The organism is Psychrobacillus sp. NPDC096623 (genome assembly GCF_044762655.1).
GTDB lineage: Bacteria > Bacillota > Bacilli > Bacillales_A > Planococcaceae > Psychrobacillus.
Genome location: NZ_JBIWER010000008.1, coordinates 150,621 through 168,546 on the forward strand (window position 1 = coordinate 150,621; position 17,926 = coordinate 168,546).

Annotated in this window: 14 protein-coding genes; all 14 read right to left on the reverse strand. The window is 39.1% G+C overall.

Annotated elements, in window-relative coordinates:
• Positions 1–156: 156 nt before the first annotated feature.
• A complete protein-coding gene (gene gatB / locus ACIQX2_RS18175; protein ID WP_402853716.1) occupies positions 157–1,584 on the reverse strand; it encodes an Asp-tRNA(Asn)/Glu-tRNA(Gln) amidotransferase subunit GatB in 1,428 nt (475 codons plus the stop codon).
• 1 nt (position 1,585) lies between these two features.
• On the reverse strand, positions 1,586–3,049 hold the full coding sequence (gatA, locus tag ACIQX2_RS18180) for an Asp-tRNA(Asn)/Glu-tRNA(Gln) amidotransferase subunit GatA (protein WP_402853719.1): 1,464 nt from the start codon (positions 3,047–3,049) through the stop codon (positions 1,586–1,588).
• Between the two features lie 21 nt (positions 3,050–3,070).
• Entirely contained in the window at positions 3,071–3,361 is a 291-nt protein-coding gene (gatC, locus tag ACIQX2_RS18185) for an Asp-tRNA(Asn)/Glu-tRNA(Gln) amidotransferase subunit GatC (protein ID WP_093063149.1), read from the reverse strand.
• An 80-nt stretch (positions 3,362–3,441) separates the two neighbouring features.
• Positions 3,442–4,578, reverse strand: a complete 1,137-nt coding sequence (locus tag ACIQX2_RS18190; protein WP_402853723.1) for a CamS family sex pheromone protein — start codon at positions 4,576–4,578, stop codon at positions 3,442–3,444.
• Between the two features lie 13 nt (positions 4,579–4,591).
• Complete coding sequence (gene ligA / locus ACIQX2_RS18195) at positions 4,592–6,595, reverse strand: NAD-dependent DNA ligase LigA (RefSeq protein WP_402853726.1); 2,004 nt, start codon at positions 6,593–6,595, stop codon at positions 4,592–4,594.
• 21 nt (positions 6,596–6,616) lie between these two features.
• Positions 6,617–8,845: a DNA helicase PcrA gene (gene pcrA, locus ACIQX2_RS18200; RefSeq protein ID WP_402853729.1), complete on the reverse strand. Its 2,229-nt coding sequence runs from the start codon at positions 8,843–8,845 to the stop codon at positions 6,617–6,619.
• Positions 8,846–8,897: 52 nt separating this feature from the next.
• Positions 8,898–9,587, reverse strand: coding sequence for a heptaprenylglyceryl phosphate synthase (pcrB, locus tag ACIQX2_RS18205; protein ID WP_402853732.1), 690 nt, complete (start codon positions 9,585–9,587; stop codon positions 8,898–8,900).
• Positions 9,588–9,699: 112 nt separating this feature from the next.
• On the reverse strand, positions 9,700–10,020 hold the full coding sequence (locus tag ACIQX2_RS18210) for a YerC/YecD family TrpR-related protein (protein ID WP_402853734.1): 321 nt from the start codon (positions 10,018–10,020) through the stop codon (positions 9,700–9,702).
• Between the two features lie 33 nt (positions 10,021–10,053).
• On the reverse strand, positions 10,054–11,109 hold the full coding sequence (locus ACIQX2_RS18215) for a DUF3048 domain-containing protein (RefSeq protein WP_402853737.1): 1,056 nt from the start codon (positions 11,107–11,109) through the stop codon (positions 10,054–10,056).
• A 13-nt stretch (positions 11,110–11,122) separates the two neighbouring features.
• Entirely contained in the window at positions 11,123–12,853 is a 1,731-nt protein-coding gene (locus ACIQX2_RS18220) for an adenine deaminase C-terminal domain-containing protein (RefSeq protein WP_402853740.1), read from the reverse strand.
• Positions 12,854–13,254: 401 nt separating this feature from the next.
• Complete coding sequence (purD, locus tag ACIQX2_RS18225; protein ID WP_402853742.1) at positions 13,255–14,517, reverse strand: phosphoribosylamine--glycine ligase; 1,263 nt, start codon at positions 14,515–14,517, stop codon at positions 13,255–13,257.
• A 15-nt stretch (positions 14,518–14,532) separates the two neighbouring features.
• Complete coding sequence (gene purH / locus ACIQX2_RS18230) at positions 14,533–16,068, reverse strand: bifunctional phosphoribosylaminoimidazolecarboxamide formyltransferase/IMP cyclohydrolase (protein ID WP_402853746.1); 1,536 nt, start codon at positions 16,066–16,068, stop codon at positions 14,533–14,535.
• 224 nt (positions 16,069–16,292) lie between these two features.
• Positions 16,293–16,865 carry a phosphoribosylglycinamide formyltransferase gene (gene purN, locus ACIQX2_RS18235; protein WP_402853749.1) on the reverse strand — a complete coding sequence of 191 codons (573 nt, stop codon included), beginning with the start codon at positions 16,863–16,865 and terminating at the stop codon, positions 16,293–16,295.
• Entirely contained in the window at positions 16,865–17,920 is a 1,056-nt protein-coding gene (gene purM, locus ACIQX2_RS18240; RefSeq protein ID WP_402853752.1) for a phosphoribosylformylglycinamidine cyclo-ligase, read from the reverse strand. The genes purN and purM overlap by 1 nt, the downstream gene beginning before the upstream one ends.
• Positions 17,921–17,926: the final 6 nt, after the last annotated feature.

A 17,926-nucleotide genomic window follows, 5' to 3' on the forward strand; every position in this document is an offset into this window, starting at 1 on the left:
ATTTCATCATATCATCCGTAAACTATAAATACTATTTGTATTAAGTTCTCTCTATATACGAGAGCAATCACCTGCTAAGCTAAGTGCTCCACTCCTATATGGGAAAGCAACAATCCCATACAAAAAGGATGCCCATATTTGGGGCATCCTTGAGAATTAGCGTTTTGTAATTTCTTCGTTTAAGATTTTGTTCACAAGAGGCGGATTTGCTTGGCCTTTTGTTGCTTTCATGATTTGTCCAACTAAGAAGCCGATTGCGCGGTCTTTTCCGTTTTTGAAATCTTCGATAGATTGTGGGTTTGCATCAAGTGTTGCTGTAACAATTTCGCGTAGAGCGCCTTCGTCCGAAATTTGCACTAAGCCTTTAGCTTTTACGACTTCTGCAGCGTCTCCACCGTTGTCAGCTAGCTCTTTGAAAACTTTTTTCGCAATTTTTGATGAAATGGTGCCATCAGAGATTAGTTTAATCATTCCAGAAAGATTTGCTGGAGTTAACCCTGTATCCTTCAACTCTTTTTGGTCTGCATTTAGATAAGCAGAAACCTCACCCATTAACCAATTGGCAGAAAGTTTTACATCTGCACCATCTGCAATGGTTGCTTCGAAGAAATTAGCCATATCCTTAGATAATGTTAAAACATGTGCATCGTATGGAGATAATCCTAACTCTTCGATATAGCGTTGTTTGCGATCATCTGGAAGCTCTGGAATTTCTGAGCGTACACGTTCTAACCATGCATCGTCAATTACTAGGTCAACTAAATCTGGCTCTGGGAAATAACGATAGTCATCCGTACCTTCTTTCACACGCATAAGTATCGTTTTACCAGTTTTTTCATCATAGCGACGAGTTTCTTGTTCAATGATTCCACCAGCAGATAATACTTCTGCTTGACGAACTTCTTCGTGTTCTAGTCCTCTCCGTACAAAGTTGAACGAGTTTAAGTTTTTCAACTCTGTTTTAGTACCGAACTCTTCTTGTCCATAAGGGCGGATAGAAATATTCGCATCACAGCGTAATGATCCTTCTTCCATTTTACAGTCTGAAACGTCTGTATATTGGATAATAGATTTTACTTTTTCTAAGTAAGCGTAAGCTTCCTCAGGTGTACGAATATCTGGCTCTGAAACGATTTCTACTAGTGGAGTTCCTTGACGGTTAAAGTCAACTAATGAATATCCATCAGCATGAGAAAGTTTCCCAGCATCCTCTTCCATATGAAGACGGGTAATTCCGATACGTTTTTTCTCTCCGTTAACTTCAATTTCAACCCAACCATTTTTACCGATTGGTTTATCAAATTGTGAAATTTGATATGCTTTCGGATTATCAGGATAGAAATAGTTTTTACGGTCAAATTTTGTATTTTGTTCGATTTCCATATTTAATGCAAGTGCCGCACGCATTGCGAAATCTACTACGTTCTTATTCAATACAGGTAGCACACCAGGGTATCCTAGGTCTATTACTGTTGTGTTTGTGTTTGGCTCAGCCCCGAAATGATTGGGTGCTGGTGAGAAGATTTTCGAGTTAGTTTTTAACTCTACGTGTACTTCTAATCCAATAACTGTTTCAAAGTTCATATTATTTTCCCTCCCAAATTTGAGGAGTTTGTTTATGGAAATCAGTAGACTGTTCGTAAACATGTGCTACACGATAAATCGTAGACTCATCAAAATAATTCCCGATAATTTGTAATCCAAGTGGTAATCCATCTTCAAATCCACAAGGGATAGAAATTGCTGGAACACCTGCAAGGTTTATTGGAATAGTTAAAATATCATTTGCATACATCGTCAATGGATCTTCTACATTTTCTCCAATTTTGAATGCTGGAGTTGGTGCAGTTGGACCGATAATTACATCATAGTCCGCTAACACTTTATCGAAGTCTTGTTTAATAAGCGTACGAACTTGTTGTGCTTTTTTATAGTAAGCATCATATGTTCCTGCACTTAACGAATAAGTACCAAGCATAATACGACGTTTAACTTCGTCACCAAATCCTTGTGCACGAGTTTCTTTATAAAGGTCCAATAAGTTTTCTACGTTTTCAGCACGGAAACCATAACGAATTCCATCAAAACGAGAAAGGTTGGAAGAAGCCTCTGAAGACGAAAGAATATAATATGTAGCTAAAGCGTATTTAGAATGTGGCAATGAAACCTCTTCCCAAGTAGCTCCTTGTGCTTCTAATACTTTCAACGCATCCATTACAGACTGACGCACTGCTTCACTTACACCTTCTCCTAAATATTCTTTAGGCACGGCAATACGAAGACCTTTTATATCTCCTGTAAGAGCAGCTGCAAAGTTTGGAACATCAACATCTGCCGAAGTAGAGTCATTTGCATCTACTCCAGAAATTGCTTCTAAAAGTAGTGCATTATCTTCTACGTTGCGAGTAATTGGACCAATTTGATCCAATGAAGATGCAAACGCTACTAATCCAAAACGAGAAACACGTCCGTAGGTCGGTTTCATGCCAACAACACCACAGTAAGAAGCTGGTTGACGTATAGATCCACCTGTATCTGAACCTAATGAAAATGGTACTTCCCCGGCTGCTACTGCTGCTGCAGATGCACCTGAAGATCCACCAGGAACTCGGTCTAATGACCATGGATTTTTAGTAGTTTTATATGCTGAGTTTTCGTTAGAAGATCCCATCGCAAATTCATCCATATTCAATTTACCAATTGTAACCATTCCAGCTTCACGTAGCTTTTTAACTACAGTTGCATCATAAATTGGATTGAATCCTTGTAATATTTTACTTGCACAAGTAGTTTCTAATCCTTCTGTTACGATATTATCCTTCACTCCGATAGGTAAACCAAATAATGGTCCACGCTCTTCAAAAGGGATTTTTTCTAATTCTGTCGCTTTTTCTAGTGCTTTTTCTTTATTCAGAGCTAAGAAGGCTTCTACCTCGCCATCAAGTTTTTCTACACGGTCAAAAGCTTCGTTTGTTAAATCCACTAAAGAAACTTCTTTACTATGTACAAGCGCTTGTAATTCTTTCGCTGAACGATTAAATAACGTCATGATTTTCCCTCCTTACAGCTATTAGTCCATGATTGATGGTACTTTTACTTGTCCTGCTTCTTGTTCTTTTACATTTAACATCATTGTTTCACGATCTAAGCCTTTAGTAGCTACGTCTTCTCTAAGTACGTTTACTAGCGGTAAAACATGAGTAGTAGGTTCAACATTTGTCGTGTCTAATTCTTTTAATTGCTCAGCAAATTCCGTAATTGCTCCTAGTTGAAGCGCAAACCTTTCTGCTTCTTCCTCGGTAATTGCAAGTCTTGCAAGATGGGCAACATGCTTTACTTCTTCTTTTGTTAATTCTGCCATTTATCACACCTCCGAATTCAGGTAACCATAAAAAATATCATATCATTTTTCACTCTGCTTGAACAGAGTGTAGCAATCGCTTATTGAGTGTATATATGCACATATGCCTCTTCTTCGCCAGGTTTCTTCACAAGCAATGCCTCTGCGCCATCTAACGAATTGACTTGAACCTCGATATTCATCGAAGAATTAAAATGAGTTTTTATCAAGCCAGCGAGATGCTGCGTAAATCCAATCACCTCTGCAGTTCCATAAAACTGAATAGGAATAGTAATTGTCCATTTTTGGAGCTGCTTGTCCTTGAAATAGCCTGTCCCAATAATACTTGTATAATTGGTAAAATACGTTTCTACATCTTGCTTGAAGTTACGGAAAATTGTATCTAAATCACGATATTTTTCTTGAGAGTCTGCTGTAGGAAATAGAACATACTCCTCGTCAATAGCTTTCCAATCAGATACATTTTTCCCTGCTGGTGCTGTACTATACGTAAAATAAGTTCCTGGCACAACAGCATTGCGGCTATTTTGCTTGAACAAACCAACTACGATCGGAACCTCGGCAAGCCCATCCATTTGACGTAGACGGGTAACTACCTCTTCTGCAATTCGTTTCCCGTTCTCTTCAATTTGAGCCTGCGTTAGCTTCTCTTCGAAAGTAGCACCATATTGCTCCTTCGTGTAATAATACGTGGAATTTAGAGCCAGTCCTATTGAAATTCCTGATAGTCTTACTGCATTATCTACTTTTTCCAAATAGTTTTGTTCCACAATATGCGATATATAGACGGGTGCTTTTTTCGCCTTTTCTTCTCCAGTTAAACCTTCATCACTCGGATTTAACCCACCTTCTTCTTGATTGCTTCTTGCTAGCCAATCCTTTAACGTGCTCGTATCTAAGTACTGCCCTTCTTGGAATAAATACTTATCCGGCGAGAACTCATTTTGAGATATTCGAAGAAGTCCGTTTTCCACTTCCTTCATATCGTATTTAGTAGATAAATTCGATAAAACTAACCCTCTGCTCGCGCTTGCCTCATAAGGTAATAATGTTCGATAATATGTTTCGTCTAGCTGCAAACTCGGAATTATTACTGTTTTGGTCTCTTCTTCTTCAGTGTTTTGTATAACCTCTGTTTTATCACCCAAAGAAGGTGTACAGCCAGAGACCGTTAGTAATAAAGCCAGCGTCAACATGCCTATATGTTTTTTGGCCATGTTCGCCACTCCCTTACTCCACAATGGAGTCTAATAATTTTTGTTCATCCCAAACCTCGATACCAAGACTTGTTGCTTTTTCTAGTTTTGATCCTGCTTCTTCTCCGGCAATGACTAAATCAGTTTTCTTACTGACACTCCCAGCAACTTTACCACCTAAAGACTCAATCTTATCTTTTGCTTCTGTCCGAGTTAGCTGTAAAAGCTTTCCTGTTAATACAACTATTTTCCCGGCAAATGGACTATTTTCTATTGCCTCTGCATCAATAATTCGGCCAGTATACTGTAGCGTCAATCCAGCGTCTTTTAGCCGATTGATCAATTGTTGGACCTCTTCCTGCTCAAAATAGGTCACTAATGAATCAGCCATTTTGTCCCCTATCTCAAAAATAGTGACAAGCTCTTCTCTAGTTGCTTTCATCAACGCTTCAAAGCTATGAAAATTCTCCGATAGTATTTTTGCCGCTTTTTCTCCAATATGACGAATACCAAGTCCAAACAATACTCGCTCCATTGAATTTGCTTTAGATGTTTCAATTGCTTCGACTAAATTAGTAGCAGATTTTAAGCCCATACGCTCAAGCTTTACTAAATCATCCACTGTCAGTGTATATAAATCCGAAATATCTTTGATGAGTTGTTCTCTAAATAACTGTTCTACCACTTTTTCACCAAGACCATCAATATTCATCGCATTGCGAGAAGCAAAGTGGTAAATACCTTCTTGAATTTGTGCTGGACATTGTGGATTAACACAACGAAGTGCTACTTCCTCTTCGATTTTAACTAATTCACTTTCACAAACTGGGCAATTAGTTGGCATTTTGTACGGTAATTCTGTGCCTTTTCTTTCTTCTGTAATGACAGAAACTACTTCTGGAATAATATCTCCTGCTTTTCGGATAATGACATGATCACCTATACGAATATCCTTTTCACGGATTAAATCTTCGTTATGAAGTGTGGCCCGCTGTACAGTAGATCCTGCTACTTGTGCAGGCTCTAAAATAGCAGTTGGAGTGACAACACCCGTGCGACCAACTGTTAAGTCGATATCGATAATTTTTGTGACTACTTCTTCTGCAGGAAATTTATACGCTATCGCAAATCTTGGACTCTTTGCGGTAAATCCTAGCTCTTCTTGTTGTGCATAATCATTTACTTTGATAACAATTCCATCAATTTCATATGGAATATCATGCCTTTTTTCCGTCCATTCTTCTATAAAGCTAAGTACTTCTTCGATAGAAGTACATTTTCTTGTTTCTTTATTGGTCGGTAATCCTTGTTTCTTCATAAATCCTAGTGCATCTAAATGATTGTCAATATTTTGGTCCTCACCGTCGCCACCCATGCCGTAAACGAACATCGATAGATTTCTGCTAGCGGTTATTTTAGGGTCGAGCTGGCGTAAAGAGCCTGCCGCTGCATTACGAGGATTGGCAAATAACACTTCCGCTTGTGCTGTACGTTCTTCGTTTAACTTTGCAAAGGAGGACTTAGGCATATATGCTTCTCCTCTTGCTTCTAAGGTTACATTTTCTTTCAAGCGCATTGGAATGGCGCGAATGGTTTTAATATTACTTGTAATATCCTCACCTGTCGTACCATCCCCACGGGTAGCCCCTCTTACTAGAAGTCCATCCTCATATAACAGAGAGATTGCAAGACCATCAATTTTCAATTCACATATATACGTTGGTGATTCATCAATAATGCCTTGAATACGTTTATCAAAATCACGTAAATCCTCTTCATTGAAAGCATTAGATAGACTAAGCATTGGATTTGCATGCGTTACTTTTTTAAACCCTTCACTTACGATGGAACCAACGCGGTGAGTAGGGGAATCCGGTAATATTAAATCTGGATTTTGTTCCTCCAAAGCTATTAGTTCATGTAAATATTGATCGTACACGGCATCAGGAACAATCGGATCATCTAATACATAATAGGCATGTCCATAATCATTTAACAGCTTGTGCAGTTCCTGTACTCGTTGTTCTAACTGATCCATCCAAGATTCCTCCTGTTGTGGTTAAACTTTTTCGATTGGGGCAAATTTAGCGAGCAGGCGCTTAATACCTGTAGGACTTGGAAATGCAATATCTAGCTCGGTATTCTCACCTTCGCCACGAACACTGACAACCATACCTTCACCCCATTTTTTATGAGTGGCTTTGTCTCCAACCTGCCAGCCCATTTTTTCTCCACCAGACTCGTTGTATAGCGGACGCGTAACAACTGATCTACGAGTGTTACCCGTAGCCTTTGCATGTCTTTCTGGATTTTTGCCGATGTCTTTAGTCCAACCAACGACCTCTATAATATCATCCGAAATTTCATTGATAAAACGAGATGGGCTATTAAAGCTACCGCGTCCAAAGATTGTTCGAGACTGCGCGCACGTTATTACAAGTCTTTCTTCTGCTCGTGTGATTCCCACGTAAGCAAGGCGACGTTCCTCTTCCATTTCATCATCATCACCAAGGGAACGTGAATGCGGGAAGATATTTTCTTCCATTCCAATGATAAATACAACCGGGAATTCCAAGCCTTTTGCCGCATGCATCGTCATTAATATAATATTCCCTTTAGATGCATCTTCATCTTCATCCAATTTATCTATATCAGAAATAAGAGCTAAGTCTGTCAAAAATGCAACTAACGACTTGTCATCACTTTTTTCCTCAAAGGCTTTCGTTACAGATAAAAACTCTTCAATATTTTCTAAACGACTTTCCGCTTCAATTGTCTTTTCATTTTTTAACATTGTTCGGTAGCCAGTTTTATCAAGTACTTGCTCGACAATTTCGGTAACAGACAAAAACTCCTGCATTTGGGTCAAGTTTTGGATTAACCCTTGGAATTGAATAACAGAGTTTACAGCACGTGCTGGTATCCCCATAAAGTCGACTTCTTTTAATGCATCTAAAATAGAGCGGTCCTGATCTATGGCATAAAGGGCCATACGTTCAAATGACGTTGCTCCAATATTTCGTTTAGGTTCATTAATAATTCGAGCTAGTGATAAGTCATCATCGTTATTGGCGATTAAACGAAGGTAAGCAAGCAGGTCTTTAATCTCTTTGCGGTCGTAGAACTTTGTGCCGCCAACGATTGTATAGGCCATATTCGATTTAACGAGTACTTCCTCCATTACACGAGACTGGGCATTTGTTCGATACAAAATAGCAAAATCATTTAATGTACGATGTTCTAATTCCATTAACTCTTGGATTTTTTGAACGACGTATTGCGCTTCCTGATGCTCATTCATCGCACGGAATAATTCAACTTTTTCACCTTCTAGATTCTCCGTTCGTAAAACCTTCGGATATCTGCTCGTATTATTACCAATGACGTCATTTGCCGCCTGTAAGATTCGTTGAGAGGAACGATAGTTTTGCTCTAACATAATTGCTTTTGCATTCGGGTAATCCTTTTCAAACGACAGGATATTCTGAATATCTGCTCCACGCCAGCGATAAATTGATTGATCGGAATCCCCAACAACACAGATATTTTTGAACTTTTTAGCAAGCATCTGTACTAATTCATACTGTGCTTTGTTCGTATCCTGATATTCATCTACATGGATATACTGGAATTTATTTTGGTAAAATTCAAGTACATCAGGAACTCGCTTGAACAATGTCAATGTCAGCATGATTAAATCATCAAAATCGAGGGATTGGTTCTTTCTCAATTTTTTTTGATAGCTTTGATAAACATTGGCAACTGTCTTCTCAAAGGGATTCATCTCATTCATCTGAGCACGATACATATCCGAATCAATACAAATATTTTTGGCACTACTAATCGCATTAAGCATAGAGCGCGGGTCATATTGTTTTGAATCAATGTTCTGTTCTTTTAATACATTTTTAATAACCGTCAATTGGTCACTTGTATCAAGGATCGAAAAGTTTTTGGTGTAACCAATTCGATCAATATCTCTTCTTAAAATACGTACGCACATCGAGTGAAATGTAGAGACCCACATTCTTTCTCCCGTTCCTGGTCCTAACAAGCCATCTATACGCTCTCTCATCTCTCTTGCTGCTTTATTGGTAAAAGTGATGGCTAAAATTTTCGATGGATAGACTTCCTTTTCCACGATTAAATAGGCAATTCGATGCGTTAATACTCGTGTTTTCCCTGAACCTGCACCCGCCATTATTAGAAGTGGACCTTCTGTTGTCTTCACGGCTTCTTCTTGTTCTTTATTCATACCATTCAATAAGTTTTTCGCGATGATTTCCATAGTGCACTTCCCTTCCTAGAACATTTGTTCTATCATATCGTAATTCTATTGTTTACTCAATGTTCTTTACAGCTTGAACTGTCTTTAACGCTTCTGCCAAGTTGTCATATACATGATCACCCACAATGATTGTATCCGCATAGGTAGCCATCTGTCTTGCTTGCTCCTCCGTTTGAATACCTCCACCATAATATAGCTTTGTGTTTTTTAAACGGTTCTTTACTTTTTGCAGCGTCTGAACATTGCCATACATTCCGCTATATTCCATGTAGAAAATAGGAAATTTAAATAAATGTTCCACCATTTCTGCATAGGCAATAATATCTTCTTCACTGCTAGGCTGTACTGCATTCGTCAGTTTCGCTGCTTTACAATCAGGATTTAAAATACAATAACCTTCTGGGATAATCTCCTCCCAATTCATCACTTCTCCGTATTCCTTTGTAGCCGCATGATGTAAATCCTTAACCCACTTTGTTTCAGAGCTATTTAACACACTCGGTATAAAATAATAATCAAATCCAGGCGTGATAGATTCAATCGTAGATACTTCTAACGCCACTGGAACTGCATATCTTCTAATTCGCATAAGCAAATCTATCACATTATCAAGCGTCACGTTATCTGATCCGCCAATAATAATTGCATCTGTACCAGATTCGCAAATCTGTTCAAGAGCGTCTGCTTCAATGTTTTTTGCTGGGTCTAACTTAAATATATGTCGCCAATCTTTATATTCCATTTTTTCACCTACATCTAATTAGTTAACATTCCCCTATTATAACAAAAAAACTGAACAGACATTGCTGTTCAGTACATGTTCCTACATATTTTCAATACTTATATTTTTCTTCCTACTCTTTTATCGTTGGTACTGGATTTTCTTCTGGATATAAACGTCCTAGCATTTCATCGTAAGTACCATTTCCGTAGTCGTATGCACGTCTTACACGTGAAATTGTTGCTGTACTTGCCCCAGTTTCTTTTTTGATAGATTCATAAGTCTTTTTCAAGCGCAATAAATGAGCTACTTCGAAACGCTGTGCCAAGGATTGAATCTCACTTATCGTACATAGATCATCAAAAAATCGATAGCATTCTTCCATATCCTTAAGTTCTAATACTGCTTTAAACAGCTGTTCCGTTTGATTACCTTTTATTTTTTCTATTTGCATTGGGTTATCTCCTTTATATTTTGATTTGGATTGTTAAGGCAAGTACGTTATCATTTTCTCTAACCCTGGATTGGTTGGTATAAAACTGATCCATGTCTGACCGGGTACTAATTTGGCAGGAACTCCATTTTCCATCGGCATAAGCATTCCATCGATATTTTCCCACTCGATTTCCTTCATAATACCAGCTTGGAAAATATACGCTCTTCCACCACCATCTAACGATAACTGAAGTCTACCAGAGCTATCAATCACTTTATGTGGCATTTCCATACATATTATATTTGCAATTTTAATCGCTTTGTCTGTTTCTTTATCAACTGTTAAAACTCCAGCAGTCTCTCTTTCATAAGTACCTTCATCAGGAATGTACGTATACTCATTTTCAAATGCAGAGCCTGAACCGTAATGGACTGAAAAATTAGATACTGGGTTACCGATTTTTACCCCTTCAACGGATTCAAAAAAAGAAAACCTTGGTAATTTGCTAATTTCCATCGAAGCTCCTACTTTTTCTGCACCTGCTATAATATTTTCTTCCGTAATATACGAATTATGTGGAGCTTTTCGCTCTCTCGATCGCTCAAATAATATGCCGTCGTATTGCATTCCATTTATGTGATCCACTACACCCGCATTCAACATCTTTTGAGCATCAGGACTATACCCATGCGCTATATAAAATGCATCCAATCCTTTAGCGATATTTACAAAGTAGTCTCTAGCACTTCGAACAGGTCCAACTTTTTCTGGAATCTCACTTTGGTACAATGCTAAAAATCTTGTCACACTGCCTTCTGCTAGCATTTCATAAATTACATCCGCATTTGCGATTCCCGACTGTGGACGAGCAAGCGGATGATTGTTTATGGTAACGAGTACGGGTCTTTGTGTCAATTCTTTTTCTGAAGCAACTCCAGTGAATGGTGACGTATAAGGTAGTACTGCTCCTTCTACTGGTACTTCTACTTCTTCCACAATTTCATCTATTATTTCTTCTACAGGATTTACTTCCTGCCCTTCTTCTTTTTTGGTGCAAGCTACAAGCAGTATACTTGCGACCAATAATATCCCCCAACGTTTGAACACAACTTACGTCCCCCTACCGCATTAATGCTGGAAATAGTACCTGTTTTTTCATCACATCAAAAATCCCTCTTTGTGTAATCCTCACATATGGTAAGTGAGTAGCCTGAAGGAATAATAATGTGTATATTGCATCCCCATGTTTAAATCCTCTATTAGCTAGTTCTCTTTTTAATACTAGCTCCTCTTCTATTAATTGTTCTACAGGCTTATCAGAAAGTACTCCACCAATTGGGAGTTCTATAGAACAGATGATTTGTTCGTCCTCTACAATGACAATGCCACCATTCATTTTTTTGACTTCCTGGAAGGCTTGCTGCATGCTTTTTTTGTTCTTCCCTATAAGTATAATATCTCCCGTATTGGAATATGAGGAAGCGAAGCCCATTAGAGAGTTTGCGAACCCTTTAATAAGTGTGGACACCTTCCATTTTCCGTTTCGATCTATTAGCAATAGAAAGCTTTCGTCATGATTTTTAGATAGCTCGTTGTCTGTTGTATCAAGGCTGATGGAATATGGTTTTGTTATAACATCATTTACCATTTCTATTCCAAAAGGTATCGAGAACTGAAAATCTGCATCCGATACTTCGAATGACAGGTTTAAGTCTGGCATAGATGACCAATCAATTGGCTCCAATGCAGTCGTCTTTTGCTGCTCTTTTTTCAACCAAACTCCTTTAGATAACACACTTACTGGAACAGGACTTTGCTCATCTTTTAAGAAATTGAGATTTGCATAACGACCAGTTGCAATCACACCATGTAAATTAGACAAGTTATAATATTTCGCTACATTAAAGGATGCCATCAAATAGGCATCAATCGGTTTTACACCTGTATCTAACGCAACTTGAATACATTTATCCATGACCCCATCCACATGGAAAGAAGGTGTAGCTCCATCTGTTGTCATCATTAAATGATCAAAAATATGAAGATCCTTTTCTAAAATATCCTTTAATAGTTGGGGTAAGTCTGGACGAATGGACGAATGGCGTAGTGTTACCGCATACCCATGAAGAATACGGCGTTCTACTTCTTCAATAGTCATCGCCTCATGATCTCCATCCGCTCCTAATAATCTCATCCTTGCAAGCGTCCGCTCAGAAGCTCCAGGAAAATGCCCTTCAATTTTCATGCCGTTTGTCTTGGCTTGCTGCATCCAGTAAAGCATTTGATCATCACCAGATAGCAAACGCGGCCAACCAGTTAGCTCTCCACCCATAATAACATCAGGGCGATTGATCCATTCTCCAATCGTTTTAGAGGTAAATAATTCTTCTTCATTTTCTAGCTCCGTTTGAGAATCAAAACGTGCCCACCAATAGAAAGAAAATGGCATTTTATTTAGTTCATCCATCAATGAAAACGCTTTCTTATTTTCAAGCATCAAAAATAATGTTAAGTTATCTGCGATAAATGTAGTCGTTCCTATTTGAGCAGCATAATCTGCGAATGTTTGTGGATTATAAAGTTGGAATGGATGTACATGAGGCTCTATATAGCCAGGTACAATTTTTTGTCCCGTCGCATCATATACCTCTGTCTGGTCTGAAATTAATGGCATCTCAGAACCCGTATAAACAATACGATCTTTTACAATCCAGATGTTACCTGTGATCCATTTTTTTAAATGACTATGCAGAAATGTTGCATTTGTAATGACAATGTCCGGAGACTGTGTTCCGTTGACTACATCAATCTGATGCCTTATTTCTTCAATTTTCCAAATGGGATATTGCATTCCATCCATTCTCCTTTCTTTTTGTTTACTCATAAAAATAATATTAGCATAGTGCTTTAGTAAAGCAAAGTGTTGAATTGTAATTTCATAGAAATTTTACAGAATAAAACTTGAAGTCTAACAACCCAAAAAGAGGCGGTAACAAAACTTTCTACCAAAATAATAAGCCCCGAAAATTTTACGATTAGTAAAGTTTTTGGGGCTTTCTATTAGGGTTTCCACTAGAGTAGTTTTCCGTTACGGCGAACGATTTCCGGTTGCCCCCTGGCTCGAGCCGTAGTATCTCGCTCGTTTTTTTTCCCCAGGAGCCATTGCCGCAACGTAAAACACCCAGAATATAAAGGTTCTATATTCCCAAAATAAAGAGAAAAACGTGAAATGAAGTCACCGAATTCACGTTTTTAGTTTAGAAATGTCCTCCAGCCGATATCCTTGCGGAAGAATAGACCATCCCATTTTAGCTTAGATAGACCTGCATATACTTTTTGTTGTGCTTCCTTTAACGAAGACTCGCTCGCCGCCACTAGTATGACGCGACCACCATTTGCGATAAAATCTTCGCCTTCCACTTTTGTACCAGCATGAAAAACGTGTAAGCCAGCATCAGTTAATGAACTTAGTTCTGGCAGCTTTGCACCTTTTTTTACATCGACAGGGTAACCCTCCGAAGCGATTACCACACCAAGCATGGCTTGTTCAGACCAGGACAATTCAAATGGCTTTTCGTCCATTAATGCTGTCATGAACTTTCCAAAATCACTCGTCATTCGTGGCAGTACTACTTGCGTTTCTGGGTCTCCAAACCGCGCGTTGAATTCGATTACTTTTGGTCCTTCATTTGTTAAAATAAGTCCTGCGTAAAGTATACCAGTAAAGGGGATTCCTTCTGCTGTCATTGCTTGTACTGTTGGAACAACCACTGTTTCATATGCTAAATCTACAATATCCGAGGAGATTTGTGGTACAGGTGAATAGGCACCCATACCGCCAGTGTTCGGTCCTTTATCACCATCATAGGCACGCTTGTGATCCTGCGCAATTACCATTGGGTAAATTTGACCTTTATGTACAAATGACATAAAGGAGAATTCTTCCCCGTCTAAATACTCCTCAATGACTACGCGAGACGACGATTCACCGTATAGTTGATTGCCAATCATGTCTTCCACCGCTTGGTTTGCTTCTTCCTCAGTCATGGCAACTACGACACCTTTACCTGCTGCAAGCCCATCTGCTTTCACTACGATTGGAGCTCCTAGCTTTTCAATATACGCCTTTGCTTTTTCTACTTCTGTAAACGTTGCATAAGTGGCAGTTGGAATATTATATTTTTCCATAATTTCTTTAGCAAATGCCTTACTACCTTCAATCTGAGCAGCAGCTTTTGTTGGTCCAAATATACGTAATCCTTCTGCTTCAAAATAGTCCACAATGCCAGCTGCGAGAGGTTGCTCAGGTCCAACAAATGTTAGGTCTATTTTGTTACTCTTTGCGAATGCTGCAAGCTCTTCAAAAGCCATTACATTAATAGAAACAACCTTAATTCCTCCTGACATTCCGTCATTACCCGGAGCTACAAATACATTTTCAACTGTAGGTGAATCTATGAATTGCTTGGCGATTGCATGCTCACGGCCGCCACTACCAATTACGAGAATATTCATCTAGAAATTTCCTCCTTAATGTTTGAAATGACGTACGCCAGTGAATACCATTGCAATACCATACTCATTTGCTTTGTCGATAGAATCCTGGTCTTTCACTGATCCACCTGTTTGAATAATAGCTGTAATTCCTGCTTTTGCTGCCACTTCCACCGTATCATTCATTGGGAAGAATGCATCTGAAGCAAGACCTGCTCCTTGTGCACGCTCTCCAGCTTGCTCTAAAGCAATTTTAGCAGAGCCTACGCGGTTCATCTGTCCTGCTCCAACACCGATCGTCATATCCTCAGTCGCTACTACAATTGCATTTGATTTTACGTGTTTAACTACGCTCCAGCCAAGCTCTAATGCTTTCCATTCTTCAGCAGTTGGCTCTCGGTCAGTAACGACTTTCACCTCTGCATCTTTTAATCCGAATGCATCAGGGGATTGAACGAGTAATCCACCTTCTACAGATACTGTGTTCCAAGCATCCTTTTTCGTTTGCTCATAAGAAATAGTTAGAAGGCGAATGTTTTTCTTCGCTGTTAGCATTGCAATTGCCTCTTCAGAGAATGAAGGAGCTATGATGATTTCTAAGAAAATACCTGCTAATACTTTTGCAGTTTTTGCATCTACTTCACGATTTAAAGCTACAATTCCACCGAAAATAGACGTCGGATCTGCTTCATACGCTTTGTTGAAAGCATCCGAAATTGTTTCGCCGGTTCCAACACCACATGGATTCATATGTTTTACAGCTACTGCAGCTGGAAGGTTGAATTCTTTTACGATTTGAATAGCAGCATTGGCATCTTGGATATTATTATAGGATAGCTCTTTACCATGTAATTGAGTGGCAGAGGCAATCGAGAAATCAGATCCAAGTGGTCGTTTGTAAAAAGCTGCTTGTTGATGTGGATTTTCACCATAACGTAAAGATTGCTTACGTTCATATGTAAGTGTTAATAATTCCGGGAACTCTTCCCCAGCTAAATCAGTCATATACCCTGCGATTAACGCATCGTATGCAGCTGTATGACGGAATACTTTTGCAGCAAGTTTTCGTCGTGTTTCAAGTGTCGTCTCACCAGTCTCTTTTAACTGAGCAAGTACTTCATCATAGTCAGATGCATCTGTTACAACTGTTACGTATTGATGATTTTTCGCAGCAGAACGTAGCATAGATGGACCACCGATATCAATATTTTCAATAGCATCCTCAAACGTTACATCTTGCTTAGAAATTGTTTCTCGGAAAGGATATAAATTTACACAGACTACCTGTATAGGAGTTATTTGATGCTCTTCTAGTTGTGCTTGATGAGAAGGATCGTCATGCTTTGCCAATAAAGCCCCATGTATCATTGGATTTAATGTTTTTACTCGACCATCCAAAATTTCTGGAAAGTTTGTTACTTGGTCTACTGATGTAATCGCCACTCCATTTTGTTCTAAAAATGCTTTTGTTCCACCAGTTGATAAAATTTCATAGCCAAGTAGTTCCAGCTCTTTTGCAAACTCGAGAATTCCTGATTTATCTGAAAGACTAATTAACGCACGTTTTGACACCATAATTCCTCCTTAGATTGGTAGATCTAGTTGTGTTTTATATATTTAAAAATTAATGTGTGCTGCCTGTGCCGATGAGCAAGACAGCTACACAGCGTGATATATGGATATTTTTCCCGTTTCAAGAGTAAATTTAACTTAAGCGAGAGTAAACAAAGAGTGAACGAGAGTAAAATAAATGTCAGTGAGAATATTCCTCTCGCAAACGAGAGTAAGGCACCGAATTATCGGCTAAACAACTGTTGTAAAGCCCGAGTATATAATGCATGCTCTACTGCATGGATACGTTCCTCGGTTTTCTCTCTATTTCCTTCTATCACTTCTACTGCCTGCTGTGCAATGATAGGACCAGTGTCCATCCCAGCATCTACATAGTGAACCGTCACTCCGGTAACCTTCACACCGTGATCCATTGCTTGTCCAATGGCGTCTTTTCCCGGAAATGCAGGTAGTAACGAAGGGTGGATATTGATAATTCGATTCGAAAAAGCTTCTAATAGTACATCTCCGATTAGCCGCATATAACCAGCAAGGACAATCCATTCAACGTCTAGTTCATTCAATTTTTCTAAAATTGCTTGTTCGTAAGCTGCTTTGGAGGGAAAACTGGCTGGTTTAATAACAAGTGTCTCGATGCCCGCTTTCTCGGCACGCTCGACTACGAAAGATCCAGGCTTATCAGAAACTACGAGCACTGCTTCTCCAGCAAGATTCCCTACCTGTACTGCATCATAAATGGCTTGGAAGTTCGTACCACTACCTGATGCAAACACAGCAAATTTCGTTACTCCGGTCATTACACTAGGCTCCCGTCATGTGTTCCGTTGAAGATAACACCTTCACCCTTCACAACACTGCCAATAGTATAGGCTTTTTCACCATGTGCCTCTGCAATAGCAATTGCTTTCTCTGCTGCATCTGCAGAAAGTGCAAGAACAAAGCCTATTCCCATGTTAAATACGTTATATAAATCACGGTCCGCTAGCTCGCCTTTTTCTTTTAACAAATCAAATACAGGAAGTACTTCCCATGAACCTAAATCCACTTCAACAGCTAAACCATCGGGCATCATGCGTGGTAGATTTTCATAAAAACCTCCGCCCGTCACATGAGCCATCCCGTGAATAGAAAGCTCTTGATGCATTTCCATTACTGGCTTCGCATAAATTTTCGTAGGTGTTAATAGTGCCTTACCAATTTCACCTAACGCTTCATATCCTTGGACGACATCACTAGGAGAGTAACCTTGCTCTTCAAATACAATTTTACGTACAAGTGAATATCCATTCGAGTGAACACCACTTGAAGCAATACCTACAAGCACATCACCTTCTGCAATATTCTCACCTGTTACAATTTTCGATTTTTCGCAAGCTCCAACTGCAAATCCAGCAAGATCATACTCATCTTCCTCGTAAAGACCAGGCATTTCTGCTGTTTCTCCACCGATTAATGCTGCCCCAGATTGTACACAGCCATCTGCCACACCTTTAACGATTTGTTCAATTCGTTCAGGAACAGCTTTACCTACAGCTACATAATCTAAGAAAAATAACGGCTCTGCACCCTGTGCTACGATATCATTAACACACATTGCAACACAGTCCACACCGATTGTATCGTGTGAGTCAGTCATAAAAGCAAGCTTCAATTTTGTTCCAACACCATCTGTTCCAGATATCAAAACAGGCTCTTTATAATTCAATGAAGATAAATCGAACATTCCACCGAAACCACCAAAAGTACCCATGATTCCTTTTCTAGCTGTACGCTCGACATGTGATTTCATTCTCTGCACGGCTTCATATCCTGCCTCAATATTCACGCCTGCTTTTTCATATGCTTTTGACATGTAAAA